The 26,819-nt window shown below is 52.6% G+C and carries 27 protein-coding genes; 5 read left to right on the top strand and 22 right to left on the bottom strand.

What is annotated here, in order from left to right; all coding sequences use genetic code 11:
- Positions 1-38: 38 nt before the first annotated feature.
- Complete coding sequence (locus KDC22_RS12500; RefSeq protein ID WP_246553532.1) at positions 39-1,166, top strand: saccharopine dehydrogenase family protein; 1,128 nt, start codon at positions 39-41, stop codon at positions 1,164-1,166.
- Here the strand turns inward: KDC22_RS12500 and KDC22_RS12495 are convergent.
- The 5 genes from KDC22_RS12495 to KDC22_RS12475 form a co-directional block, all read right to left on the bottom strand.
- A complete protein-coding gene (locus tag KDC22_RS12495; protein WP_211724022.1) occupies positions 1,114-1,911 on the bottom strand; it encodes a DUF817 domain-containing protein in 798 nt (265 codons plus the stop codon). The genes KDC22_RS12500 and KDC22_RS12495 overlap by 53 nt on opposite strands.
- A 29-nt stretch (positions 1,912-1,940) precedes the next feature.
- Entirely contained in the window at positions 1,941-2,156 is a 216-nt protein-coding gene (locus KDC22_RS12490; protein WP_173140086.1) for a helix-turn-helix domain-containing protein, read from the bottom strand.
- A gap of 10 nt (positions 2,157-2,166) precedes the next feature.
- Positions 2,167-2,655, bottom strand: a complete 489-nt coding sequence (locus tag KDC22_RS12485; protein WP_211723245.1) for a DUF2975 domain-containing protein — start codon at positions 2,653-2,655, stop codon at positions 2,167-2,169.
- A gap of 87 nt (positions 2,656-2,742) precedes the next feature.
- Positions 2,743-2,901, bottom strand: a complete 159-nt coding sequence (locus KDC22_RS12480) for a type 2 periplasmic-binding domain-containing protein (RefSeq protein WP_211723244.1) — start codon at positions 2,899-2,901, stop codon at positions 2,743-2,745.
- 34 nt (positions 2,902-2,935) lie between these two features.
- Positions 2,936-3,832, bottom strand: coding sequence for a LysR family transcriptional regulator (locus KDC22_RS12475; RefSeq protein ID WP_211723243.1), 897 nt, complete (start codon positions 3,830-3,832; stop codon positions 2,936-2,938).
- Between the two features lie 125 nt (positions 3,833-3,957).
- On the opposite strand from KDC22_RS12475, the gene KDC22_RS12470 reads away from it, so the two are divergent.
- Positions 3,958-4,629: an O-methyltransferase gene (locus tag KDC22_RS12470; RefSeq protein ID WP_211723242.1), complete on the top strand. Its 672-nt coding sequence runs from the start codon at positions 3,958-3,960 to the stop codon at positions 4,627-4,629.
- 84 nt (positions 4,630-4,713) lie between these two features.
- Here KDC22_RS12470 and KDC22_RS12465 read toward each other — a convergent pair whose 3' ends face one another.
- Genes KDC22_RS12465 through KDC22_RS12455 form a run of 3 tightly spaced genes read right to left on the bottom strand, consistent with a single transcriptional unit; the run spans position 4,714 to position 7,209 of the window.
- Positions 4,714-5,634 (bottom strand): metal ABC transporter substrate-binding protein, encoded by a 921-nt coding sequence (locus KDC22_RS12465; RefSeq protein WP_211723241.1) that lies wholly within the window; start codon positions 5,632-5,634, stop codon positions 4,714-4,716.
- Complete coding sequence (locus KDC22_RS12460; protein ID WP_173140097.1) at positions 5,631-6,473, bottom strand: metal ABC transporter permease; 843 nt, start codon at positions 6,471-6,473, stop codon at positions 5,631-5,633. Before KDC22_RS12460 ends, KDC22_RS12465 begins: the two co-directional genes overlap by 4 nt.
- A complete protein-coding gene (locus KDC22_RS12455; protein WP_211724021.1) occupies positions 6,466-7,209 on the bottom strand; it encodes a metal ABC transporter ATP-binding protein in 744 nt (247 codons plus the stop codon). Before KDC22_RS12455 ends, KDC22_RS12460 begins: the two co-directional genes overlap by 8 nt.
- A gap of 220 nt (positions 7,210-7,429) precedes the next feature.
- Between KDC22_RS12455 and KDC22_RS12450 the strand changes: the two genes are divergently transcribed.
- Positions 7,430-8,089 carry a TetR/AcrR family transcriptional regulator gene (locus KDC22_RS12450; protein ID WP_173140101.1) on the top strand — a complete coding sequence of 220 codons (660 nt, stop codon included), beginning with the start codon at positions 7,430-7,432 and terminating at the stop codon, positions 8,087-8,089.
- A gap of 27 nt (positions 8,090-8,116) precedes the next feature.
- Positions 8,117-9,247, top strand: coding sequence for an alpha/beta hydrolase (locus tag KDC22_RS12445; protein WP_211723240.1), 1,131 nt, complete (start codon positions 8,117-8,119; stop codon positions 9,245-9,247).
- Positions 9,248-9,633: 386 nt separating this feature from the next.
- Here the strand turns inward: KDC22_RS12445 and KDC22_RS12440 are convergent, their stop codons facing one another.
- From KDC22_RS12440 to KDC22_RS12390, 11 genes are all read right to left on the bottom strand, one after another.
- Complete coding sequence (locus KDC22_RS12440; protein ID WP_211723239.1) at positions 9,634-10,878, bottom strand: MFS transporter; 1,245 nt, start codon at positions 10,876-10,878, stop codon at positions 9,634-9,636.
- A 421-nt stretch (positions 10,879-11,299) separates the two neighbouring features.
- Positions 11,300-12,070 (bottom strand): ABC transporter permease, encoded by a 771-nt coding sequence (locus KDC22_RS12435; protein WP_211723238.1) that lies wholly within the window; start codon positions 12,068-12,070, stop codon positions 11,300-11,302.
- Positions 12,071-12,829 carry an ABC transporter ATP-binding protein gene (locus tag KDC22_RS12430; protein WP_173140109.1) on the bottom strand — a complete coding sequence of 253 codons (759 nt, stop codon included), beginning with the start codon at positions 12,827-12,829 and terminating at the stop codon, positions 12,071-12,073.
- A gap of 14 nt (positions 12,830-12,843) precedes the next feature.
- Entirely contained in the window at positions 12,844-13,194 is a 351-nt protein-coding gene (locus KDC22_RS12425) for a DUF1048 domain-containing protein (protein ID WP_173140111.1), read from the bottom strand.
- Positions 13,195-13,206: 12 nt separating this feature from the next.
- Positions 13,207-13,554, bottom strand: coding sequence for a DUF1048 domain-containing protein (locus tag KDC22_RS12420; RefSeq protein ID WP_173140113.1), 348 nt, complete (start codon positions 13,552-13,554; stop codon positions 13,207-13,209).
- Complete coding sequence (locus KDC22_RS12415; protein WP_281425115.1) at positions 13,551-13,859, bottom strand: PadR family transcriptional regulator; 309 nt, start codon at positions 13,857-13,859, stop codon at positions 13,551-13,553. The genes KDC22_RS12420 and KDC22_RS12415 overlap by 4 nt, the downstream gene beginning before the upstream one ends.
- A 117-nt stretch (positions 13,860-13,976) precedes the next feature.
- Positions 13,977-14,684 (bottom strand): response regulator transcription factor, encoded by a 708-nt coding sequence (locus tag KDC22_RS12410; RefSeq protein ID WP_173140117.1) that lies wholly within the window; start codon positions 14,682-14,684, stop codon positions 13,977-13,979.
- Positions 14,659-16,425: a sensor histidine kinase gene (locus KDC22_RS12405; protein ID WP_211723237.1), complete on the bottom strand. Its 1,767-nt coding sequence runs from the start codon at positions 16,423-16,425 to the stop codon at positions 14,659-14,661. Before KDC22_RS12405 ends, KDC22_RS12410 begins: the two co-directional genes overlap by 26 nt.
- A gap of 97 nt (positions 16,426-16,522) precedes the next feature.
- Complete coding sequence (locus tag KDC22_RS12400; protein WP_246553529.1) at positions 16,523-18,094, bottom strand: extracellular solute-binding protein; 1,572 nt, start codon at positions 18,092-18,094, stop codon at positions 16,523-16,525.
- A gap of 32 nt (positions 18,095-18,126) precedes the next feature.
- On the bottom strand, positions 18,127-19,008 hold the full coding sequence (locus KDC22_RS12395) for a carbohydrate ABC transporter permease (protein ID WP_173140121.1): 882 nt from the start codon (positions 19,006-19,008) through the stop codon (positions 18,127-18,129).
- Positions 19,009-19,025: 17 nt separating this feature from the next.
- Complete coding sequence (locus tag KDC22_RS12390) at positions 19,026-20,009, bottom strand: ABC transporter permease (protein ID WP_173140123.1); 984 nt, start codon at positions 20,007-20,009, stop codon at positions 19,026-19,028.
- A gap of 212 nt (positions 20,010-20,221) precedes the next feature.
- Here KDC22_RS12390 and KDC22_RS12385 point away from each other — a divergent pair, with 212 nt between their 5' ends.
- Positions 20,222-21,064 (top strand): helix-turn-helix domain-containing protein, encoded by an 843-nt coding sequence (locus KDC22_RS12385; protein ID WP_211723236.1) that lies wholly within the window; start codon positions 20,222-20,224, stop codon positions 21,062-21,064.
- Between the two features lie 254 nt (positions 21,065-21,318).
- Here the strand turns inward: KDC22_RS12385 and KDC22_RS12380 are convergent, their stop codons facing one another.
- Genes KDC22_RS12380 through KDC22_RS12370 form a run of 3 tightly spaced genes read right to left on the bottom strand, consistent with a single transcriptional unit; the run spans position 21,319 to position 26,435 of the window.
- Positions 21,319-22,401: an endo-1,4-beta-xylanase gene (locus KDC22_RS12380; protein ID WP_246553527.1), complete on the bottom strand. Its 1,083-nt coding sequence runs from the start codon at positions 22,399-22,401 to the stop codon at positions 21,319-21,321.
- Between the two features lie 39 nt (positions 22,402-22,440).
- Positions 22,441-24,486, bottom strand: a complete 2,046-nt coding sequence (locus KDC22_RS12375) for a beta-xylosidase family glycoside hydrolase (protein ID WP_211723235.1) — start codon at positions 24,484-24,486, stop codon at positions 22,441-22,443.
- A gap of 29 nt (positions 24,487-24,515) precedes the next feature.
- Positions 24,516-26,435, bottom strand: a complete 1,920-nt coding sequence (locus KDC22_RS12370) for a carbohydrate-binding protein (RefSeq protein WP_211723234.1) — start codon at positions 26,433-26,435, stop codon at positions 24,516-24,518.
- Between the last annotated feature and the right edge of the window lie 384 nt (positions 26,436-26,819).

The raw sequence follows: 26,819 nt of genomic DNA, 5'->3' as shown, positions 1-26,819 counted from the left end.
CAGCTTCTGCAATCAACCAGTAAGGACGGGATTCTATCATGAAAACAGATATTGTAGTTATCGGCGGTTACGGGCATGTCGGATCACAAATTTGCCGGATTCTTGGAGCGAAGTATCCCGGAAAGGTCTATGCGGCTGGCCGGAATCTGAGCCGGGCCGGGGAATTCTCCCGCAGTACCGGCGGGCAGGTGAAGCCGCTGCGGCTGTCGGCAGACGGGCCGCTGGACCCGGAGCTGCTGGAGCATATGAAGCTGGTCGTAATGTGTCTGGACCAGCAGGACACCCGGCTGGCGGAAGCCTGCCTGCAGAGCGGGACTCACTATGTAGATGTCTCGGCTGGCGGCGGGTTCCTGACCAGCCTGCAGAAGCTGGACCCTGTGAAGCATGGCTTCAAGGCCGCAGCCCTGCTGAGTGTCGGCCTGGCTCCCGGCTTAACCAATCTGCTTGCCGCCAAGGCTGCACAGGAGCTGGACCACACCGAGAGGATCGACATCTCCATCATGCTGGGTCTCGGCGACAGCCACGGCCAAGCCGCGCTGGAATGGACGGTGGACCATCTGGGTGCAGCCTTTGAGGTTACCGAACAAGGCAGACCACGCAGAGTCTCGAGCTTCACGGACGGCAAAGCCGCTGATTTCGGCTTTGATCTGCGGACGCATACCGCTTACCGCTTTCCATTCCCGGATCAGATGACGTTGCCTCTGACACTGGGCGTCCCCTCGGTCTCCACCCGTCTCTGCTTCGATTCCCGCAGCATCACCACAGCCGCAGCCCTGCTGCGCCGCTCCGGTCTGTCCACTCTACTGCGCAACCGAACACTCCGTAGTCTCGCGGTCCGGGCCTTCGGCCGCTTCCGGTTCGGCTCAGACCGCTTCGCTGTCAAAGTGGATGTTCATGGAACGAAAGACGGCAAACCTGCGGCCATTGAATACGGGATTACAGGTGTACATGAAGCAACCATTACCGCTGCAACAGCAGCCGGAGTTGTTCTAAGACTCTACGAGGCCGCTCCCGAGCCCGGGGTCTATCATATCGAGCAGCTATTCACTCTCCACACCGGAGGGGAAGCCTTATCGCTGCTTCAGGCAGACGCTAACGGCAGCGGGCCCCCGTTCACTTACGCACTGGACGGGACGGCTTACTGGACCCGGTCAACCCGGCCTTAACATGCTTAAGCTGGGCTACAATGATGACGCTGATAATTACCAGCAGGAACCAGGAGCTGATCTTGCCGAAGCCGACCAGCTTCCAAGCCTCATGCTGGTCGGGATATTTCCAGGCCCCCAGGAAGGTGGCGATATTCTCGGCCAGCCAGATGAAGAATCCTACAATGGCAAAGGCCAGGATCAGCGGCATCCGGTACGTCTTGCCCTGCACCCGGTAGATAATCCAGGTCCGCCAGAACACAACCACTACCAGTGCCGTCAGCCACCAGCGGAAGTCGGGAATGAAGTGGTGGGTGAAGAAGTTCAGGTAGATCGCTCCGCCCAGCAGTCCCGCAGCGGCAAGCCCCGGCCAGCCGGTCATGTCCATCTTCAGTCTGCGCCAGATCTGGCACATATAGCTTGCCACGCTTGCGTACATGAATCCGCTGTACAGCGGAACGCCCAGCAGCTTCGTATACCCGGGTTCAGGGTAGGCCCATGAGCCCATTCTTATTTTATAAATCTCAAGCACCAGGCCGATCACATGAAACACACAGATGACCTTAATCTCATCGAGAGTCTCAAGCCCGCTCCGGTACATCAGGTACTGCGCAGTAAGCAGGATCAGCAGAATCAGGTCATAGCGGTGGATGAACGGCAGTTCGATGGTGCGGGTCAGCGTTAACGTTCCAAAGATCGCCACAGGAAAAATGCAGCTCATCGCCTGATGATACCCGAAGTGCAGCAGCCGTGTAAGGGATGTCAACATGCTTCTCCTCCTGCTCCCGGCCCCCATTATTCAACAGAATCCGGTGTGTATTCCAAGATATCTCCCGGCTGGCAATCCAGCGCCCGGCAAATCGCCTCCAGCGTTGAGAAGCGGATCGCCTTCGCCTTGCCGTTCTTGAGGATGGACAGGTTCGCCATCGTGATTCCCACCCGCTCCGTAAGCTCGGTCACGCTCATTTTCCGTTTCGCCAGCATCACATCAATATTAATTATTATCGCCATGGTCATCACCTCAGACTGTCAGATCATTCTCAGATTTCAAATCAATAGCATCCTTCAAAAGCTTCTGGAGTACAGCCGCGAATACGGCGATTACCATCGAGGCAAAAATAAAAATCATTCCAATGACGATAATCCCCGGGGCATCATCCTTCTCTGCCATAAGATAGAACAGCGGCATACCCAGAGCGAACATTCCGCTGATGGCGACTGCACAGTGCTTGATATTCTTCAGCACCCGCACAGAAGCATCCGAGAAGGCCATATTCTGGTCAATGTACCCTAACAGCTTGAAGGTCTGATAGAGCGCAATGTAAAAAGGTACAGCCGCCCCATATAAATCAATCATGACCAGCACCTTCAGATAAGCCTGCCCGGGATACAGCTCAGCGGCAAAGCCGGCGATTGCCGGGACCACAAAGATGCACAAGGCCAGCGCACCCAGAGCCAGCAGAAGGATCACGGCCTTCAAAAAAGTGGTTGAAGCTGGTTTACGTGTCATCAAGAAAAGCACCTCACTCATTAATGGTGAGTTCAATTTAACATAATATTTATCGTTAATCAATATATTTAGATTGAATAATAATATTTAATTGTTGTTTAGGGACTGGCGGCATAGCTCAATGAACTGCTGAAGCGCCGCCGGAAGGGTCTCGTTCCTGCGCGTGCAGACTGCAATCTTGTTGCTTAGCTGAATCCCTTCCACATATACGCGGGACAGCTGCTTCCACTCCACATATTCCCGCACGGCGAGCGAGGAGATAAAGATTGAATAATAATATTTAATTGTTGTTTAGGGACTGGCGGCATAGCTCAATGAACTGCTGAAGCGCCGCCGGAAGGGTCTCGTTCCTGCGCGTGCAGACTGCAATCTTGTTGCTTAGCTGAATCCCTTCCACATATACGCGGGACAGCTGCTTCCACTCCACATATTCCCGCACGGCGAGCGAGGAGATAAAGTTCGCCCCATACCCTGCCATGACCGAACGGATGGCTTCGCCCAGCCCGCTGAACTGCAGGGTGACCTGCGGCGGCTTCAGGCCATAGGTCGTACATAACGCGACCAGACGCTCCCGTGTGGAGCTTCCTTCTTCGCGCATGATGAACGGCTCCCGCATCATCTCCGTCAGGGACACCGTACGGCCCGCGTAAGGATGGGAAGGAGCAACCACGAACCACAGCTCATCCTCCAAAAGCTCCAGCCAGTCCACATCCTCCGGCTTCTCCTTGGCTCTGCCCCCATAGAAGGCAACGTCAGCTTCATGCCGTTGCAATTGCTCGAATGCCTGCTGGGAATTGGTGGTTGTTATCTCAATCTCGATCCCGGGATGCCCGGCCTTGAACCTGGCAGCCCAGCCGGGAATCAGGAAATTGGCCGGCAGATACGTAGCAGCGATCCGCAGCCTGCCCTTGCGCCCCTGGCGGTAATCCTCTACATATTCTTCAATCTGCGCTTCATAAGTGAACAAATTCCCCGCCTGCTTCGCCAGCTCCGTCCCGAAGGGAGTAAGCGAAATGCCCCGGCCGCTGGGATGGAACAACGGCAGGCCGAGGTCCTTCTCCAGCCTCTTAACCTGGCTGGTAACCGCCGGCTGGCTGATGTTGAGCCGGGCGGCCGCCTTCGTTACGCTTCCTGTCTCTGCCACATAATAAAACAGCCTCAGCGCATGTATATTCATAAATGTCCCTCCATTCATAATATAAATGTATGTAAACTACAAAAACATATATTAGTGTTATGGATCATTATATTTTATATTTAAAGCAGTTCCAATACAACTCATATACAAACGGAGGGATTCACATGGAAGAACAGAACAAATGGAGCAAGGTTGATGGGTATTTCAATGACAGGCTGCTGGCAGCAGATCCGGTGCTGGACGCCGTGCTGGATGCGAATGCAGGTGCCGGACTGCCGGCGATTGATGTCGCTCCGAATCAGGGGAAGCTGCTGTATCTGCTGGCCAGGATGAGCAGAGCCGCCCGTATCCTGGAGATCGGCACGCTTGGGGGCTATAGTACAATCTGGCTGGCCAGGGCATTGCCGGAGACTGGACGCCTGGTTTCCCTCGAATTCGAGCACGACCATGTTGTCGTGGCTGAGGATAACCTGAGAATGGCGGGACTGACAGACAAGACCGAAGTGATTGAAGGCCCGGCACTGGATTCGCTGGCGGCCCTGGAATCTCGGGGATATGAGCCTTTTGACTTCATCTTCATTGATGCCGACAAGCCGAACAATCCTCATTACCTGAAGTGGGCGCTCAAGCTGGCCCGCCCGGGAGCGGTGATTGTAGCCGATAACGTCGTACGGGATGGCGAGGTCATTCAGGCGGACAGTACAGATGACCGTGTCCAAGGCGTCCGTCAATTCATAGATCTGCTCGCTGCGGAGCCGCGGATAGAAGCCACTGCAATTCAGACGGTAGGCAGCAAGGGCTATGACGGATTCGTCCTTGGCATTGTCACCGCATGACAATAACCCGCAGGCAAGGATAGCAATGCTTATCCTGCTCTGCGGGTTATTTGTGGTTTCAGGTTTTTTTGCACAGGCATCCGCCTATCCCTTCGACAGGCCCTCAATCACCTTATCAATATTCCACTTCATCATCTTAAGGTACGTATCTCCGTCTTCCCCTTCTTTGGCCAATGAATCGGTGAAAATCTTGGAGTGGACCGGCACTCCGGTCTCGCGCGATATGGTCTCCATCGTCTTGGGATTCACACTCGTCTCCAGGAATAATGCTGGAATCTGCTTATCCTTGATGATGCCGATAATCCGGTTCATCTGCTCCGGCGTCCCCTGGCTGTCGGTATTGATCTCCCAGATGAAGGCGGACTCGAAGCCATAGGCCTTGGAGAAATATTTAAATGCTCCCTCACTGGTCACAAGGACCCGCTTCTCCTGCGGTATCTTGTTCACGGCTTCCTTGGCATATTGATCCAGCTCCGTCAGCTCTTTCACGTAGGCGGTCTGGTTATCGAGATAATACTGCTTGTTCTCCGGGTCCTGTTCGACTACACGGGCAGTGATCACATCCACATACTTGATCGCATTCTGCAGGTCCAGCCAGGCATGAGGGTCAACCTGGGATTCCTTCCCCTTCTCGGTTAGGTACATCGGTGTTACCTCTTCGGAGACGGCAAAGGCGGCCTCTGTCTTCTTCGTCACCTGGAGCAGATCCTGGAACCAGCCCTTCCCCGTCTCCAGATTCAAGCCGTTATAGAGAATAAGATCTGCACCCGAGACCTTGCCTGTATCTGCGGGCAGCGGGTCATACATATGCGGGTCTGTGCCGATGGGAACCATGCTGTAGACCTCCGCCTTGTCTCCGGTAATATTCCTGGTCATGTCCGCGATGATGGAATAGGTGGCCACGATCTGCAGCTTGCCGTTATCCGCCTCCCCTTTACTGGTATTGGAACAGGCAGCGAGTAGCAGAATTACCAGGGATACAGACAGCATTTTGACTAGTTTCATGCTTGCTTCAATCCTTTCCGCAGAAAATTATTCTTGGGCGATACGATGAATGAAATGCTGAACATGGTGACTCCTACCAGCACAATTGTGGCACTTGTCGGCAGATTGAAGCGGAAGCTCACATACACGCCGATGATGCCCGAGACCGCTCCGACCGCAGAGGCTAACAGGATCATGTGCAGCAAGGAATTGGACCACAGATACGAGGTGGCTGCCGGAATAACGAGCATGGCGATGACCAGCACAATCCCGACCTGGGACAAGGACGAGACGGTCACCACAGACAGCAGCATCATGAGCAGATAATGATAGAAACCCGTCTTAAGCCCGTAGGCCTTCGCCACCACCGGATCGAACGAGCTAATTAGCAGCTCTTTGTACAGCAGCGCTATGATTGCAATAACAACCAGCATAATGATGAAGGATTGCAGCAGCTCGGATTGCGGAACGGCCAGGATATTGCCGAACAGAATATGAGTGAGATCCAGCCCGCTCCGGGCAAAGGTAATCAGGACAATACCAAGGGCAAAGAAGGAGCTGAGAATGATGCCGATGGAGGTATCGCTCTTAATATTGCTGCGGCTGGTAATAAACTGAATAAGAATGGCTGCTAACAGGCCGAACAATGAAGCTCCCAGCAGAATGTTGATCCCGAGGATATAAGATAAGGCCACACCCGGAAGTACAGCGTGAGACAAGGCATCTCCCATCAGCGACATCTTGCGCAGCACAATGAAGCTTCCAAGCGCCCCCGAGACGATCCCGAGGATGATGGCAGATAATCCGGCGTTAATCGCATAGACCGGGATGTTCAGCAGATCTGAAATCGCATCAATCATGACCGGCACCTCCTGCGCCCTGAATCATTACATTGCCCAAGGAATTACCATACGCTTTGCGGATATTCTCCGTAGTGAACGTATCCTGCACATCTCCGAAGGCGATCAGCTGTTTGTTGAGCAGAATGATTTTGTCGAAATATTCTTCGACCTCATGCAGATCATGGTGCACCACCAGGATGGTCTTCCCTTCCCCGCGGAGCTGCTTGAACAGGTTAACGATGATTCTCTCACTGACCATATCAATGCCGACGAACGGCTCATCCAGGAAAAATACGCTGGCCTCCTGCGCAAGCGCCCGGGCAATAAATACGCGCTGAAGCTGCCCGCCGGACAAATTACTGATCTGCTTACCGGCAAGATCACTGATCTCGACCATCGCCATGCAGCGCTCCGCAACCGCTCTCTCCTTCTTGCCCGGCCGCCGGAACAGCTTCAGGTTAGGATAGGTTCCCGTCAGCACCGTATCCTTGACCGTAATAGGAAAAGTCAGGTCAATGTCGTTCTTCTGCGGCACGTAGGCGATCTTGCGTCTGTAGTGGGAGATGTCCTTCCCGTCGGCCTTAACCGTTCCGCTTCTCTTCTTAATCACATCCAGCAGCGCCTTAATGAAGGTGGATTTCCCGGCTCCATTGGGTCCGATAATGCCTACAGAGTGCCCGAAGGGAATATCCAGGGTTACTCCCTCCAGCGCTGAATTGCCGAAATAATCAACGTTTAATCCCTTAATCTGAATCATATTTAACCACCCGTTTCTCGTCAGGCTTATTTATGCGCCTAATGTTTCTCTTCTACATATATGTTTCCCGTGGGAAACTTTTATTCTTGTTACTAATATATTTGAGCATAGGCAAATTGTCAACGGTATTTCAAATTTTAATGGAGCATAACTTGAAATGTGAATGAATTTCCGTTATAGTGTGAATCAGTTCACACTTCAATTAAAGGAGGAAGCTATGCCCAAAAATACTTTCTTTCGTTTAGATGAAGCCAGGCGCGAGGAGATATCTAATAGTGCTATGCAGCTTTTTGTTGATCATCTTTACGAGGATATCACGATGAAGATGGTTCTGGATCGTTTGTCCATGCACCCCGGAACCTTTTACCGGTATTTTGAAGACAAAGATGACCTGTATTGTCAGTTAATACGTAATTTGACCCGGAAAAGAGCTGCGTATTTTAAGAACCATACGGAAGATTCTCTTTTTCCGTTTTTCCTTTCGGGCTTATTTGGTAACGTGAATAGCACCCTGACCGAGCCGCTGAATGAGCTGGAAATCAGACTCACTGAAACTTTTTTAACCATTCCCGAGAACATTTTGCTTAAAGTATATCTGGAGGTGCTGAAGGGCGAGTCGTTCCCCTTAATCAAGGACATGTTACGCCGGATGAGGGTTGACGGATACCTCCGGCCTGATATTGACGACGACCTGATTGCTTTTATGTTCGAGTCGATGCAGTTTAATTTAGTTATGTTTCATAGGGAATTCGCCATTAAGGACGCTGCGCTGCAACATAAGATTAACAAGTACTTTGCTGACTTCATGGGTCATGGGCTGCTTGAAGATCAACAATATGCTGAAATGCTCAGCAAGCTCAAGCCAGCCAAGGAGTAGAAATCATTCACTGGAGGGAACAAGCACATGAGAACTTATGACGTTTTTCCAGAACCTGTAGGCGAATATACTGTCGGCCGGACTCAGATGGATTTGGAGTACACGGCATCCGATCACTCCACAAGAGAACTGACGGCGTTCGTATACTATCCTGCTGACAGCAGCGAAGGTAAGACTACCTCAGCGTACATGTTTCCAGAAGTCTACGGGCTGCTTAAGGATCAGCCGCTTGTCACTGAGGATATTTTCACTATAGACTTCAAGACCCGGTGTTACGACAACCTTGCTCTCTCGGGGAAGGACAAGCGCTATCCAGTGTTATTCTATGTGTGCGGCGGGGGCGGTTCTCCGGAATGGGGTACAGTGCTGTGTACAGATTTGGCAAGCAAGGGATATGTCGTGGTAAGCATCGGCCATCCGAATAGCACGATGTATAAGCGTAAAGACGGGTGCCTCTTTAATGTATCCAAGGAGTTTTCGGATGTCCTTATAGAGTTCTCTCAAGATCCGGACATGCTGGCGTTGGCGGGTAAGATGGAGATGCGTCCTGACGACGAGACGGCCATTGCCATGTGCCGTAACGTACTTGCGCTGCCGGTACTTGCCAAGTTAACAGAGTATAGTGAATTACAGGCAGAAGATGTACGGTATGTCGCAGATTATCTCTACCAACTGGACTCTGGAGAGATTAATTCTATCTTCAAGGACAGATTGCTGCTTGACATTGGCATGGGCATCGCCGGACATTCTTATGGAGGGCTTACGACGGCGATGGTATGCCGGGACGACGAGCGGTTCGCCTGCGGGGTTGGCTTGGATAGCGGGGCCTTCGGCCTTCAGGACAGCGACCTTAAGACCCCCTTCCTGCTGCTGTATAATGAACCTAACTATAATATGAATGCGATCATTGGCGCTAACAATAGCAGGGAGACCTATTATTTCTCCATTGACCGTGTAGGGCATTTAGATTACTGCGACATCGTGTTTACCAGCGTGAACGAGAAGCTCCGAGGCGAACGGGATGCTATGGAGATGCGAAATCTTATTACAGACTATACGGCGAACTTTTGTGATCATTATATCCTGCAGAAGGCTGCAAGTGTGGAAGGTTTGACTTACGATGGCGTGGACCTAATCAGGAAGACGCAGAGCAAGTGACATAACCTCAGAAAAAAGCAGTGATTCCCGTTATTGGAGAATCGCTGCTTTCTGTTTTTGGTCCATTGCTGCTTCGGCGCACGGCCAATAGGTAGCCGATGGTTGTGTGGTAACTCCATTTTTCTAAAGGACGGTTTCTTTTTGTGATTTTAGAAAGATTTGAAGAACCTTTTCCCGCTTAAACAGCGGAGAGGACGGAACGACCCGCGGAAAAGCGACAGCGGTCGCCTTGGTCTCCGGATTTTCACCGCTAAGGGGAATGAAAAAAATCTGGAGACCACAGCGATTGGAACAACGGTCCGTTCGCGCAGCGTTCACCGAGGCGCTCACGGTGATCCTACTTAAAACCCAAGCCATTTCATGGTTTTTGGGACAGCCCCTTCGCATCATAGGATATGACGATCAGATGTTTGTTTAGGCAATGTGATGAAGATGAAGAAGCCGATCAGAAACAGCGGGATAATCGCTAAAATACTAAAGCGGGCATCGCCCGTTAGCGTCGTAGTCAATGACATCAGCGCCGGGCCGAGAATGGCCGCGAACTTGCCGAAGATATTGTAGAAGCCGAAGAATTCATTCGAATTCTCCTTCGGAATGATTTTGGCGAAATAGGACCGGCTGAGCGCCTGGATGCCGCCCTGTGCCGAGCCGATCAGCGCACCGAGAATGAAGATATGCCACACCGAGGTGATGAAGAAGGCGGCAATACAGGAAATGATATAAGTAAATATCCCGAAGATAATCAGCTTGCGGGCAGAGTGGGTTTTGGCCAGATTACCGTAGAGAATCGCACACGGAAAGGCAATGATCTGGATGATAAGCAGAATGCCCAGCAGGGTGAAGGTGTCCAGGGAATCCCCGCCCAGCACCGAGGTCGCGTACGGCACCACCATTTTGATAATGGTATCTACCCCGTCAATATAGAAGAAATAAGCAGCCAGGAAAATGAAGACGATTCTGTGCTGGCGGATATTCCTGAAGGTGGCGGCCAACCGCTTGAAGCTCTGGGCTACAGGCTTCGGTTCAGGCTCGATATAATATCTCTGCTTCACATCCCGGATCATCGGTACCGTGAGCAGCCCCCACCAGAGCGCCGTAAGGATGAATCCGATCTGGTAGCCGATAGCCTTGTCCATCCCCAGCATGAAGATCAGCAGCAGGCTGATGCCGAACGGAATACAGCTGAAGATATAACCGAAGGCGAACCCTCTGGTCGATACCTTATCCATCCGCTCATCCTCTGTAATATCGACCAGGAAGGAATCATAGAAGATATTGGCCCCGGCGAACCCAATCGCTGACAGAATGTAAAAAGCAATCAGCAGCTGCCATTGCCCGCTGTCCGGGGATACGAAGGCCAGCGAGGCGGTAGCAAGTATGCCAACCGCAGCGAAGAAGATGAAGAAGCGCTTCTTCCGGTCCTTGTAATCGGCAATTGTCCCCAAGATCGGACTGAGGACGGCGACCAGAATACTGGCGATGGAATTGAAATAGCCCAAATCCATACTGCTGCCCACAGTCGTGAACATGCCGAAGATAATGGGCAAAAGCGCCGTAGTCACCGCCATTGAGTAGGCAGAATTACCGCAGTCATACAGAATCCATGATTTCTCCTCTTTACTCAGCTTCATCTAATCTTCTCCTCCAATAACCGATTGGTTCAGTTATATCACGCGAACATATGAAGCATGTTAAGGGGGCGTAAAATCGCAGAATTCCGTTCATAGGGATGTACATGGTCATTATAACCTGAATTGCCAAAGGATAGGTCGAAAAAAGTTGCACCTTTTGCAGCTTAGGAATCATTGATAGCAGGCGTTCAGATGGATTGTTGCATAATATGCAGGAATAATTCGGCTAAGCCATCTTGAAAAAGGTACAATCCTGCAAATCATACAACAATTCCGAATTTGTTGCGATAGGAGAAGGGGATTGTTGTATTATGTGCAGGATTCTATGCCGGTACAATACCTGAGCCGCACGCAGAAATGGCGCCTGTCCCGGAAGGTCCGGGAAGGCGCCATGCTTTTGATATCAGAAACCTTGCAGCTCTCACGCCGCCTTCCGTTTATAGATGCGCATCGCAAACAGATAGGCCACTATCATGATCCCCAGGCACCAGGCCAGGGCAGTCCAGATATCACTCCCGGCGGGCTGGCCCGCCAGCAGGGAGCGGACGGCTTCCACTATTGAAGTTACCGGCTGGTTCTCGGCAAACATGCGGACAGCACGCGGCATCGTTTCAGTCGGCACAAACGCAGAGCTGATGAAGGGAAGAAAGATCAGCGGGTAGGAGAAGGCCCCTGCGCCGTCTACCGATTTGGCAGACAGGCCGGCAATCACCGCGATCCAGGTCAGGGCCAGGGTGAACAGCGCCAGGATACCGGCCACGGCAAGCCATGCCAATACTCCAGCCGGAGAGCGGAAGCCCATAAGGAGTCCAACAAGGATGATGACGGCAACCGAAATCGCATTGGACAGAAGTGAGGTCAGCACATGCCCCCATAGCGCCGCCGAACGGGCAATCGGCATCGAGTGGAACCGTTCGAAGATGCCGCTCTGCATATCCACGAACAGCCGGTAAGCTGTATAGGAGATCCCGCTCGCAATGGCGATCAGCAGGATGCCGGGCAGCAGGTAATTCACATAGTTATCGGTACCGGTCTGAATGGCTCCGCCGAGCACATACACGAACAGGAGCAGCATGGCGATCGGAGTGATGGTGACTGTGATGATGGTATCCAGGCTGCGGATAATGTGGCGCATGGATCGTCCTAGCATGACGCCCATATCACTGATGAAGTGTTTCGCTGTCATTTCCATTTACTTTCCCTCCCTTTTAGCGGTGATGGCCAGGAATATCTCTTCTAATGAGGGCTGCTTCTCCACATACTCCACCTTGTCAGGCGGAAACAGCTTCTTCAGCTCGGAGAGGGTGCCGTGCGCGATAATCCGGCCTTCATGCAGGATAGCGATTTGGTTGGCAAGCTGTTCAGCTTCCTCCAGATACTGCGTGGTCAGGAATACCGTGGTGCCATGGGCAGCAAGCGCCTTGACGGTCTTCCACACCTCGCCCCGCCCTTCAGGGTCAAGGCCGGTCGTCGGTTCGTCGAGGAAGATAAGCTTAGGGTTCCCTACAAGGCTCATAGCAATATCGAGCCTCCGGCGCATCCCGCCTGAATAAGTTGCTACCTTGCGGCTTCCGGCCTCGGTCAGGCCGAATCGCCTTAATAATTCATCTGCGGCCTGAACCGGCTGGTCCAGGTGACGGAGTCTGGCGATCATGATCAGGTTCTCCCGCCCGGTCAATATCTCATCCACAGCAGCGAACTGTCCGGTCAGGCTGATCGACTGGCGTACATGGCCGGGCTGGGACGCGACATCCACTCCGTTTACAATAGCGGTACCTTCCTCCAGCTTAAGCAGCGTGGCGAGTGTTCTTACAATCGTCGTCTTGCCCGCGCCGTTTGCGCCGAGCAGAGCGAAGATATCACCCTGCTTGACTTCAAAATCAACGCCCTTTAGCACGGCTGTATTCTTGTAGGACTTTCGCAGACCCTTCACTTCAATGGCATTTCCCATCGTGCTACCCCCTTTCACTTGGTTTTATCCATAGCCTTTTTCATTGCCTTAGCCACTTCTTTGTCCACAGGCTCCTGATAGAGATCAGCGTAGGTTTTGGAATCTTTGATGAGATCGTCGCAGAAAGCGGCTACGTCACGGCCTGTGACTTCAAGCACTCCTTTTCCCAGGGCAGCGCCCTCTTCAAACAGCTCCACAATTCCGGAGAGCAGCTCCGTCCCCTCTGTGAGCTCCACCGGACCAACCTTGAAAAGATACTTTTGTAGCTCTTTGTAGACAATCTGGTAATCCTGCGGGAGTGCTTTGACCCGCGCAACATGCGCCCGCCACTCTTTTCTGCCCTCAATAATGTCCTGTATTCTCATGGTCTCCTCCTCCTATTTCCCTAATTTTCTGGCGATGGTATCGTTCAGCTCCCGGCGCCACTTGTCGCGGTAAGTCTTGGCCCCTTCTTCGCCGGCCAGTGCGGAGCAGAAGCCTTTGATATCATCACCCAGCACTTCCCTTGCACTCTGGCCGTCTGCCGCCGTTTCTTCCAGCAGGCCAAGCACCCCGTCAAGAATGGGCATCAGGTTACGGCCGGTGAGATCGGAGTGCGGCCAGAGCGCGTCTTTAATTTGTTTCCAGGCGGCCTGATAATCAGCCGGGAGCTTGGAGACCCGCAGCTCGAAGCTTTTGAATTCTTTGGTTATGTCGCTGCCGGTGATTTTTTCCCAAAAGTTCATTGTTTTCTCTCCTTTAACTCGTTCATTTTGGAGGATACGAACTCCCACTTGCCCCAGAACTTCTGCAGCTCCTCACGCCCCGCATCATTAAGCGCAAAGAACTTGCGCGGCGGGCCCATATCGGAGGGTTTCTTAGAGGTATCTACCAGCTTGCTCTTCTCAAGCCGGATCAGAATGGTGTACACCGTTCCCTCTACCACATCACTGAAGCCGAGGGCATTCAGCTGCCTTGTAATTTCGTAACCGTAGGTTTCCCGGCGGCTTATTATTTCAAGGACACAGCCTTCAAGCACGCCCTTCAGCATTTCCGTCAGATTATCCAGCACAATTCCTCCTCACTACTCTGTATGACTGGTATTCAGTATTACTTACTACCACTACATTGTAACACGTAGTAGTGTATTGTCAAGGGGGGCGCCGGATTAATGTTCTTCCCGGTACGCCCCTGGTGTGCTGCCTGTATATTTCTTGAATACTTTATTGAAGTAATGCTTATTCTCATACCCGACCCGGCGCCCGATCTCGCCCACTGGCAGATCACGGTGGGCACTAAGCAGCTTTTGCGCCTCTTTGATCCGGGTGGCATTCAGATAATTCACAAAGGTATCGCCGGTCACCTTCTTGAAGAGGTTGCTGATGTAGTTGGGATGAAGCTTCATCAGGTCGGCCAGATGATCGAGGGAAAGATCGTTCATATAATTCATCCGGGTATAGGCAAGAATCCGCTTGGCATGGGGAGGACAGTCCGTGCTGTCCATGGAAGGAAGATCCCGGTTCACTTGACTCAGCAGACGGGACACCTCCTCCTTGTCCACCGGCTTCAGCAGGTAGTCTACCACACCGTAACGGAGCGCCCGGCGGGCGTATTCGAAATCATCATATCCCGTAAGAATAATGAAGCGCTCACATAAACCGTTCTCCTTGGCCTCCTCCATCATTTCAAACCCGTTTTTCTCCGGCATATGCAGATCGGTGACCGTTACATCCGGCATATATTCCTTCATGATCCCAAGAGCCTCGAAGGCATCGCCGGCCTCCCGGATTTCGCTTCCGACCGGCGCGGCTGCGCCAATCACCTTGACCAGCCCTCCAAGGATGATCGGCTCATCGTCTACTATTAAGATTCGCATGATCGCTTGCCGCCCCTTTCTCTATGATAATGGTCAAGCAGGTCCCCTTGCCTTCCTCACTCTCCAGAACCAGCCTTGAAGCCCCGCCATAGAACGATTTAATCCGCTCGCTGACATTATACAGCCCCACGCCTCCTTCCTCCTCTTCCTGAGGCTTGACCTCATCTCCCCGGGATAACCGGTCATGGATCTGCTGCAGCCGGTCTTCAGGAATCCCTATGCCGCTGTCCGATACACTGATCCTGATCTCGTCCTCCGTCTCGGCAGCCTGAATCCGGATATGGACAGGCCGGAGTGTCACGGAGGCTCCGTGGATGATGCTATTCTCGACCAGCGGCTGAAGGATGAACCTTGGACAGCTCATCTGCTCGGCAGCCACAGCGATATCGACCTCATAGGTCAGTCTCTTTTGCAGCCGCATTTTATGAATATTGAGGTAGAAGACCACCGTCTCGATCTCTTGGGAGAGGACCGTATGATCCTCTTGGGCGGACAGGCTGTACCGCATCAGCTTGCCGAACCAGTACGAGATTTCAGCCACTTCCTTGTCATTGTTGGATTCCGCCAGCATCCGGATGGTCTCCAGCGTATTATAGAGGAAATGCGGTTTGATCTGGGCCTGAAGGACTTTGTAGGCGGCTTCCTTATTGCGCAGCTCCGCCCGGTGGACATTGTTGATCAGCTCATCCATACGCAGGAGCATGGAATTATACGTTTCAGTCAGGAAACTGATCTCATCCTTACGGCCCGGCTTATCTTCCTTGCTGATGGACTGCTTCAGGTTATCATCATTCAAGTTACGCATATGCCGGGCCAGCCGGAGTACGCGCTTGGTAATCGTCGAGGCCAGGGTGTAATACGCAAAAGACAATAACGCCAGCAGAACGGCGAAGGTGGTAATCATCACGATCTCCTGGCTTCGGATCGAACGGAATACCTCAGATACCTTGCCGATCACGGCAACCCGGACACCCAGCTCCTGAATGAACAGCTGGTTGACGATAACCTCACGGTTGATGAAATACGTCTGCGACTCTCCCGATACCATTCTTGCCCAGGTTGAAGGAGCCACCGCCGAGAGGATGCCTTCCCTCTCCGGCAGCTCCCCCTCCGGCGGCAGAAGCAGCGCGGTCCAATCCCCTCCGCCCGTCGCCCGGTAGAATTTGCGGATCAGCTCACTGCCGACCCGCAGCTCCAGCAGTCCGACGATCTCGGTGAAGTCATGATTATATATATTTTGATAGAACACCAGCGGAGGAGCTTCCAGCTTGGAGTCGGGGAGTATCCATTTGCCCTGTCCCGGCCGCAGCATACGGGTAGCCTCCGCACCCTGTTCATCCAGCGCCGATAGTTCGAGCAGCCGGTCAGTAATGGGCAGCACGCCCTGCTTGGTGATATAGATTCTGAACGTGTCGATCTCCGGACTGATATTAAGCGATTGCAGAATCACCGGATTGATATAACGGTTATAGGCATATATGCTCTCTGAGTCTGTCTCATAGCTGCCGTCCAGATAGTCAGTGACATACGGGTTGTACTGGAGCATCCGCTGGGTGGAATCGATCCGGGCCAGATCCGCCTTCATATTGGAATAGGCCTGCTCCAGTATCTTCTGACGGCTCTCCACAAACTGTCTGCTTACACTATCATAGAGCTTGCTGTAATAATAATAGCCGAAGGTAACGACCGGTATAAAAATCAGCAGGATATATCCTAATATCATTTTGCGTACAATGCTCACGGCAGCCTGTCCCCCCGGTGCCCGATTTCTTTTTTTCTTATCCTACCATGAATGTGTAAAACCCGGTAGAGACAGGTCTCTACCGGTAGGAAGCCGCTTACTTGAATAAGTCCTTTTTCTTCTGATACGTAGCATTTGCCCAATCCGTCAGCTTTTGCAGGCCTATATTCTCTGCATTCTTCAGCATATTCTCATAGGCTGCCACTGCCGCCTCCTCCGATTCTGCCAGATAGATCTTGACCTTCTCATTCTTGACCATCTCGTCAATCTTCGTCTTGATGGTCTTCTCCTGTGAATCCGGCTGGGTCTGGATCAGGCCGATCTCCGGCTTATAGACTCTGACGGACTTCAGATCCATCAAAGCCTGCGTCTTCTGCAGCTCAGGAACGTATGACAACATGCCTTCGGTCACCCCGTCATTGTAGAGGTACCACCATTTAATTCCGTTACTGTTAATGAAATCGGCATCGGACGGATTATATTTGAAGTCGGGGTGACCCTCTTCATTCCAGGTCCAGTGTACCCCTTCGACTCCGAACATCGTCAGCTTCTTGCCCTCGTCGCTGGCCAGATACTGGATGAATTTGATGGAGGCCTCCGGGTCCTTATTCTTCTTGGTGATGAAGGTTCCGGAGAAGCCGAGTCCGGAGCTGACTACCTTGGCATCCTTCGACAATACGCTTGGGAGCATCTTGAAGGAGAAGTTCCCCTGATTGCTCTTGATCTTGATGTTATCGGTATCTGCGGTAGATACGGTATGGCTATGGGCGAAGGCTTTGCCGCCCGTAGCATATTGATCATCAATCTGGTCGTTGGCCAGTGCGAAATTCTCAGCCAGGATATAGCCATTACGGTACAGGCTATTCATGAACTTGAAGAAGTCCAGCATCTTGGGCTGTCTGATCGCATATTCTACCTTGCCGTCCTTCTCATACCAGCCGTCGAGCAGGGTCTCCGTACCGAACTGGGCCAGGAAATACTGTTCGATCCAGTCCTTGTCCATGATCAGCGGGACCATCTCGGGATATTTCTCCTTGACCATGCCCAGCACCTTGACGAAATCATCCAGGGTCTTGATCGGCGGATTCCCCAGTTCCTTCAGAATATCCTCCCGTACCGCGATGCCCGGGTTGCCGTCGCTGCCTAACGAATATTTACTATTCTTCATCTCCTCCTGGGTCGCAAAGGAATTCCGCACGGTATAGAACTTGCCGTCATCCATGGTATGGATGGCGATCCGGGTCTTGTCAATCTTGAAGTCCGGCGCATATTTCTCAATCAGCTCATTCCAGGAATAGGACAGCTTCGAGTCGGATAACCGGTCTATATTGGAAGAGGTGAACACCAGGTCCGGCAGGTCACCGGAGGCAATCATCAGCGGAAGCTGCTTATCATCGGTAGCGACCGTAACCTTGAGCTTCACTCCCGTCTTCTCGGTAATCATGTCGGCGACCGGGCCCTTCCATTCCGTAACCGGGTACCACGACGCATCAATGAACAGGCTTAATTCCTTTACTTCCGCAGGTTTGGCCGGAGAATTCCCGCCTGCTGCGGCGTCCGGACTGGCGGACGGAGTGACCTGGGCGGCATTTCCTCCGCTGCCGCAGGCGGATAATACGGCAATTGAGAGTGCGGCTGCAACCATTTTGAAGCTTCTGCTTTTGTTCAAGCTAATCCCTCCATGATTGTATTAATAATGGTCTAACCTTTTACCGACCCCAGCATGATGCCATGTACGAAATACTTCTGCAGGAACGGGTACACACAGATAATGGGAACAATGGACACCACCATTGAAGTGACCTGTAAGGAGAAGCTGGTGACACCCGCCGAGACACTATTGGCTACCGCCAGCGAATCCATCGGAGAGTTGCTCTTGTTGATGACCTCCATCATGCGGAAGGCCAGCGTACGCAGCTCCTCGGACTGGACGAAATAAGCCGAATCCAGCCAGGAATTCCATTGCCCGACCCCCATGAACAAGGCCATGGTCGCCAGCACCGGCGTTGAGACCGGCAGGATGATGCGGAAGAATATCGTAAGCTCACCGGCACCGTCTATATGCGCAGACTCTTTTAGCTCAGCAGGAATCTCGCGGAAGAACGAGATCGCAATGAGCAGGAAGAACGTACTGAGCATGGACGGGACAATGTACACCGCAAAGGAATTCAGCAAGCCTAGTGAACGCAGGACTACATAATAAGGGATCAGTCCGCCGGAGAAGTACATGGCGAATACGATCACTGTGAAATAGACCTTGCTGAATAACAGATCACGATGGGACAGGCCGTAAGCAACGATGCTGGTGAGCAGCAATCCGAGCAAGGTGCCGGAAACCGTCCGCAGTACGGAGACCAGGAACGCCTTCACCCACTTGGGATCATCCATGAACACCCGGTAATTCTCCAGGGTAAAGTTCCGCGGCCACAGATACACACCGCCCAGCAGCGAGTCCGAGCCTTTATTGAAGGAAGCAATTAACACATAATAGAACGGATACAGCATCGTGAGCATAATAATGAACAATACCACATAGATCACGCTGTCAAAAACAAAATCCTTCTGCCGCTGACTCTTCAGCACAGCCTTTCCTCCTCTCTCTAAAATAGACTCGAGCCTGACACGCGTTTGGCAATATAGTTACTGGAGAATATCAGCGCTACCGAAATCACCGATTGTATTAAATCTATTGCCGCTGCATAGGAAAACCGCCCGTCGCTTAACCCCACCCTGAATGCGTAGGTCTGGACAATCTCAGAGGTTGGATTATTGATACTGTTGCCGAGCAGGTAGGCCTGCTCGAAGTTGGAGCCCACCAGTCCGCCGCCGAGGATACTTCCGATGGTCAGTACCAGTACAACAACGATGGTTCCCTTCATCCCCGGCAGGGTGATGTAACGGATACGCGCCAGCCTTCCGGCACCGTCAATCTCAGCAGCCTCATAGAGGGAAGGACTGATCCCCGATATCGCCGCCAGAAAAATAATCGTCCACCAGCCCATCTCCTTCCACACCGCACTCCCTACCGCCAGCCCCCAAAAGTAATTCGGACTGGTCAGGAAGGCCAGCGGCTCATCCGTGAAGCCCATCGCCATCAGCGCCTTATTGACCACACCGACATCAGCGGACAGGAAGGCATAGGATACACCAACCACGACTACCCAGGAGATAAAATGCGGCAGATAGCTGATCGTCTGCACCAACCGCTTGAAGGCCATGTGCTTCACTTCATTCAGCATAATCGCCAGCAGAATCGGCGCCGGGAAGGCGAAGATGACCTTCAGCAGACTAAGGACCAGCGTGTTGCGGACCAGCTTGCCGAATTGATAGTCATGGACGAATTCATCGAAATACCTCAACCCGACCCAATCGCTGGTGAAGATCCCTTTGATCCCGCCGGAGATGCTGTAATCCTTGAAGGCCATCAGAATACCAAACATTGGCGTATACGCGAAGATCAGCAGATAGATCATGCCCAGCCCGACGAACAAATGCAGGATCTTCTGTTTTTTGAAACGCTTCCATAAAGATGACTGCCGGCTTCCGCCGGTTCCGGGACTCCTAACCTGTGTTTGCAATTCCATATTCGCTCCTCCCTCGTACCTTCAGTTTACCTTCAAGCCCGGGGACGGCGTAAGCCAACATTCTTAAGAAAGCGTTGTCATTTTTACATGCGGTTACGGAAAAGGTACGGTTGTCGATTTGAATTGCGGTACCTGTTCAAGCGATCTATCTTTATTCCTCAGATTGCTATACCCTAGTAGTATCATACTGTTAAAGGATACGGGTGCTGACTATGAACGCTAAAGAATACGGGCTCAGCGAGGGACCGCTGGTGAAGGGGAACGGGTATAAACCGCCCAATCTGCACAGATGGGGACCGGGTGTCCGTGATGTCTATGCCCTGCATTATATCGTAAGCGGCAGGGGGTATTTGAAGACAAACCAGGCGGTTTATCCTCTGGGGGCCGGAGACAGCTTCATCATTTTCCCGCATACGGAGGTGTATTATTATCCTGATCCGCAGGACCCGTGGGCGTATTGCTGGATTGAATGTGGCGGTGCGGAGGCCTTGCGGTTACTGGACATGATTCATATTTCACCGGATCACCCTGTTGCAGCGGCTGCTCCGCAGGACCTCAAGCCTCTGTTCGACAGAGTCGAGGCGAATGCACTGGAGCCGTATGAACGGGAGCGGTCGGATGCCGGACTTCGTCTGCTGCTAAGCTATTATATGGAGTATTATCCAAGCGGACAGGCTTCTCTCAAGAAGGACTATGTAGGTTCAGCCAAGGCATATGTGGAGAGGAACTATTGGAAATCTGGCTTGTCGGTTCTGGATGTTGTAGATGATGTCAAAATCGAGCGCAGCTACTTGTTCCGGCTGTTCAAGAAAGAGACGGGCACCTCCATCTCAGGCTATCTCACCGCCTTTCGGATTCGGCGGGCCTGCGAGCTGCTGGTCGAGTCCCGGTTATCTGTGAAATCCTTGGCTTATTCGGTCGGCTACCACGACCCGCTGTATTTCTCTAAGATCTTCAAGAAGGTTACTTCTTACACGCCGTCACAGTACAGGAAGGTGTATAGGGAGGGAAATGTACCCCTTCCTCCGGCGGATGGGGGTGGGGGGCGAGATTGACGGATGCCTTGGTGGGCGCGGGGATAACTTACCTGTGCGGGTGCGCGATGTTGGTGCGGGTGCTCAATTTTTCGCATACATTTGGCCCACACGCCTCCGCACTGCCCACCTCACAAAAAAAGGCTGCTCCCGGCGCGCCTTACCGCGCATGGGGAGCAGCCTTGTTCACGCATCAGAAACAGCCTTGTTCACGCATCAGAAACAGCCTTGTTCACACTTTGGCAGCAGCCCTTATGCTGGAGGCCTGCTTCAGCTTACTCAGCCGGAACGGGTTCCAGCACTGGCTGGAGATCCAGTTGAAGCTGTGGCTCGGCCACACTGTCCGGCTGGATCACACTATCCGTGATATCCTGACTGGCGGTGGTTTCCATAAGGGCTGAAGAGCCGCCCAGGTATTGCTTCAGCCATCTCAATGCAGGGCGCTCTGTGCCGTTGGAATTCACCAGATGGGTGTTCGCTGCCCAGGTCTGATTCTGGATGTAACCCCAGAGGGTTACGCCTTTGACCGAAGGATGGTTCCAGAGAACAGGGAATTTTGCTTGGTATCTGGCAAGCTGTGTGTTGTCGTCACCGGTGATGTCCAGCTCAGAGACATAGATTGGCAGACCAGTCGCCGCCAGCTTGTTCAGCACCGTATTCATAGTGTTCACACTGACATTATCCATATTGAAGTGATGGCACTGAATGCCGATCCCGTCGATCAGTCCTCTGGACTTCAGGTGATTGATAATGGTCACATACTTATCCGTCAAGCTGGGGTCACCGATAATGCCATATTCATTGATGAGCAGCTTGGAATTCGGGAACGCTGCTCGTGCTTGCTGGAAGGACCAGATGACCCAATCCCAGCCGGTGCTTCCGTCACCGCCGATGGCATTGCGGTACGAAGGCTTGGCATGCAGCGGTTCATTGACGACATCCACGAAGGCTGATTTTGCGGAATAACGCTGGCCTGCCTGAGTAATGAATGAGCTGATCTCCGCCTTCTGCTCCGCTGCCGATAAGCCGGCAACCCAGTTAGGCTCCTGGCTTCCCCACACTAGGGTATGGAACTTGAACGGGATGTTCTTGCTAATCGCATAGTTATAGATCATATCCGCATTGCCCCAGTTCATCTGGTTGCGGTTGCCTTCAATCGATCCCCATTTGGTGCCGTTCTCAGGGGTGACCTGATTCCAATAGGTGGTGAAGTTGCCGGGAGCACTGCCTGCAATGATATTCCCCAGGAACTTCGATCCATTGGTAATTGCTGCGCTGGCATTGCCTGCCATGACAGAGGTGAGCAGGACACTGGCTAAAGCCAGCCCGCCTACAAGCTTTTTGATGCTGTTCTTCAATTGAATACATCTCCTTTGGATTATTAGATTCAAATGCAGCTATTCCAGACGTAAATAATCAAAATCCGCATAACCGCCCGCAGCCTTCGTTGCATAATTGAACAGTGCAAACCGGTAACCCATGAAGTGAGGCAGCGTATAAGACATCTGCAGCGTATTGCCTGCCGCCGTCCAGCTGCTGCCGTCAAGGCTGTAGTAGAAATAAGCTTTATCGGTCTGGTTGGTGAAATCACAGACCACCTTCAGATAGACTCTGTTCTGGCTGAGCGGCACATTTGCCACTTCCGTCATGGACCCGGACCCGGCATTGACCATCACAATGGACTTGGAATTGCCGGATTTTTTGACGCCGACGAAGCCGTATTTGGCCTGGAATGCAGCGAGACCGGCGTAATCCCCGTCCTTCATCCCGCCCGTCTCCAGGGCTGTCACGCCTGTGCTCTTCGGTCCGAACGTCCGCTGGGTCAGCGTGTTCCGGGCATCCAGAATACTTGTGCTTACCTTACCGGTGGTCAGCCGCATGAAGCCGGGACGCTGGGCCAGGGACCACTTGGTGTTGTCGGGATTGTGGTTCCACTGCCATACCTTGGCCAGCCCCCCTCCTGACGAAGCTGTGCCTGCGAACGACACATCGTCCACATAAAAGTTCATCAGGTCGTTGGCGGCATCCGGCGCAGCATTGTAAGGGGTTTCAACAAAAATGAAGCTCTGGGACAGATCGGCACCGGCAGGAAGTGTATAGGTTCCCTGAATGGTGCCCCACTCTCCCCGGGTCAGGGTGGCAGACCCCAGAATCGTAATACCGGTATAGCTTGGCCCGTTCTGGATATCCAGGTTAAAGGACTTGGTAGCCGGGCCTGTGGTGTATTTAACCTTGGCCAAGAACGTATAGACTGTGCCTGCGCTCACCTTCCCGGTGAGATCCTGCTTCAGTCCTGCACCCGTCTGCTGTCTTCCGCTGACCAGCACGCTGCTCGAACCGCTATAACGTTCCGCAGAAGTAACGGCCACCGCTGCCGTATTATTATTCATCCACGGGCTGATGCCTGCCTCTTCAAAACCGCCGTTCACAATAAGCTCCGCAGAAGCGGAAGCCGCTGAGAACTCGTCAGATGCGTACACCTTTTTCACGGGATGACCTTCAGCAGGCATATTCAGTGTCCGCGGCGCTTTGCCTCCGCTTCCGAACACCGGCCAGTTGCCGGACCAGGATACCGGAACCAGATATGGCATCCGTCCAACCGCTCCGCTGTCCCTGAAGAGCATGGCATACCAGGAGCCCGATGGCGTGTCCACGATCCCGCCCTGGGCAATGCCTGAATCGTTAAGGGACACCTGGCCGGTATAGCCACCGGTTAAGCTGGTGGAGCGGTAGGTCAATTGGGTGCGTCCGCTTCCCGAAGGCCAGCAGATCAGAAAGACATAATAATAGCCGTTGATCTTCTGGATATGCGCACCTTCCGCCTTAACAATGAAGCTTGAACCGGCGATATTGCTGGAGCCGGGGATAATGACCTGATTAATCCCTCCTGACTTGATGGCTTTGGCGTCCGCTGTCAGCTCGATCATGCTGATGTTATCGACACCGTATACCAGGAACACCCGGCCGTTATCGAACAGCAGCGAAGCGTCATGATAATAGCTGCCGAGGACAGATGAGGTCCATGGACCATTTTCAATATCCGCCGTCTGATAGATATAGGTTCTGCCGGTAGAATTGGACCCGAAGGACACATAGTAGATACCGTTATGGTATCTGAGGCTGCTGGCCCAGGAGCCCTTGCCGTACTCACTCTGGCCGTTATTCAGATTCTGAGCATCCCCGTTAGCATATGTGTCGTAGACGTAGTTCACAATCTCCCAGTTCACCAGATCATAGGACTTCATGATGGGAACGCCGGGGGTCATGTGCATGGTGGTGCTGGTCATGTAATACACATTGCCTACCCTGATTACATCATTGTCCGGGGCATCGGCATAAATGAACGGATTGGTAAAAGTCGATGCGGCCACCGCTGAAGGATTGAACAGCAGGCCGATGAGCAACGGAATTGCCATTAAATACAGCCCGGCTTTTGTCAGCATAGTACTTGGCCTCCTGCCTGCTTGTACGGTCATTGGCTCCATTCAATATAGTCCACAAGGACATCCCAGGTTCCATTGTCCGTGGTTACGACCAGCTTGACCTCCTGATTGCCGGTGGCGTGGGCCACATTGGTCAACGTCTGTACCGAGGGCGTTGTGCCGCTGAAATTGAAGGAGCCAACGTTCACACCGCCGATTAGCAGATCCACTTTGGCCGTAGCTGAATTGCTGGAAGCCCCCCGGACGGAGAAGTTATGCGTGCCGTAGGCATAATACTGATTGAACGCAGCCGCGTCATCATTTCCGTAAAGCACCACTCCGTTAAAAGGGGAAGTGATCTTGCCCGCATAGGTCCCGCTGAGCGTCATGTCCTCCGCTTCCACCTTGCTCACCGGAGGAGGGGTCGTGCCGCCATCGCCACCCGTTGAGAACTGCCAGTAATCCAGATTGAACAGGTTGCCGGAGCCTGATCCGGTGAATACCAGATAGAGTCTGTGAACGCCTGTCGCATTGGTGACAGTGGTCGTAACCTCCTGCCAGGCTTGCGCTCCTCCTGTAGAAGGGACATTAAGCGTACCCACCAATGGGCCAGTTGCGCTGTCGAGCCGGAGTTCGATTTTGCCGCCTGTGGTGGTAGAAGCTACGTTGGCCTTGAAGCTGGCAGCACCGGAACCGAAATCGGCATTGCCGACGGCAACCCAGTCTCCATTGTTAATGTTGGTCACATTCATGTTGCTTACTGGACCGCCCGCTGCCTGAGTACGTTCCGTGGCAATGCCTGCATTCCAGCCGATAGTCTCGGCTTCGACTCTGGTGAACGGATTGAGGTTGGCCGTCTGGGCAATGCCCGCCAGATTTCCTTGGACCTCCTGAATGGTTCCGTTCGCATTATGGACCAGCTTGTTGATATGCGGAGAGCGGTAGCCTTTGCCGTCCCCGAGTACAGCCTTCGCCACGGTCTGGGCGTGATACACTACATACCACTGATTATTGAAGTTAAATACCGCATGGTGGTTGTTGCCGCCTACACCGAAGAAGGTATAAGGATTCTTCAGAAAATGTCCGGTATACGTAAACGGTCCCATCGGACTATTGCTGACCATATACCCGATTTCACCTGCCGGATAGGCAGCCGGGTGTGTGCCGGAGAAATTGAAGCAATACGAGTAATAATATTTGCCGCCGTATTTGTGAATCCCCGAATCCTCGAACATATACGGAGCGTCAATTGTGGATGCGCTTCCAACAATACTCGTCATATCCGCACCCAGCCTCAGCACACGGGCTGTCCGGGGATTAGCAATAGACGCCGGGTCGGAAGTATTGGGGATTCCCCCTCCGGCATACAGGTATCCGCTGCCGTCATCGTCCACCAGCACAGCCGGGTCGAACAGCCAGGTTACGCCGGACATTCCCGGTGTGCCGCCTGTCACCAGCGCTTTGCCCAGCGGGTCCGACCAGGGACCAATCGGTGAGTTAGCCGTTAATACCCCGATCCCGGAAGCCCCATTGGCAAAGTACAGGAAGAATTTATCCTGTCCGTTGATTTTTTTGACTGCGGCCGAAGGCGCCCAGGAGAGAGAGGCCCACTTGGCAATACCGGCGCTGCCGTTCACATTATTGGCTCCAGCCACCGGGATTGCGCCGTGATCCGTCCAGTTCACCATATCCGCCGAGGAGATCACGTTGATTTTGTTAAGCGCGCTGAAATCATTGTCCTTCACGGTTCCGTTGCTGTTGTAGACGTAGGCATCGCTCGACATATAGATATAGACTCTTCCGTTGTACGTCAGTGCGAAGGGATCGGCACCCAGCTTGTGATCCATCAGCGGATTGGAATTCCCCGGCTGTTTGGCCGTGGCATTATTAGCCGCATGTGCAGACAGCATAGGCAGACAGCCCAGCAGCAGAACAAAGGTCATGGCAAGCACAGAGATCTTTTTGAACATCGACATTCTCCTCTATCCCAAATTTGTAAACCCTTTCAATCGGATGCGTTACTTATGCCGTTAACTCTCAAACCTCCCCTCCTATTGTATTCTTTGAATGAATCTACTAATATTTGTTATTCGAGTTCATCTTAATATACTTAGCACCCATGAACAATGTAGATTTTTGTTTGAAAAGTTGAAATTTTTTTGTTTTTTGCTCGAAATCAGCGCTGGGTGTAGAAAGATGCGGGAGGAGGATGGTTGGAGGTGCAGTAGTGCACTTCATTCGCCGGATTACGGCCCACTCGGGCTAAGGAGGTGCAGTAGTGCACTCCATTCGCCGGATTACGGCCCACTCGGGCCAATGAGGTGCAGTAGTGCTCTTCATTCCAGGGGATGGCA

The sequence above is a fragment of the Paenibacillus tritici genome, assembly GCF_018207515.1.
GTDB classification, from domain to species: Bacteria; Bacillota; Bacilli; order Paenibacillales; family Paenibacillaceae; genus Paenibacillus_AQ; species Paenibacillus_AQ tritici.
Note: the sequence above shows the minus strand (reverse complement) of the source record. Positions and strands in the feature narration are given on the sequence as shown.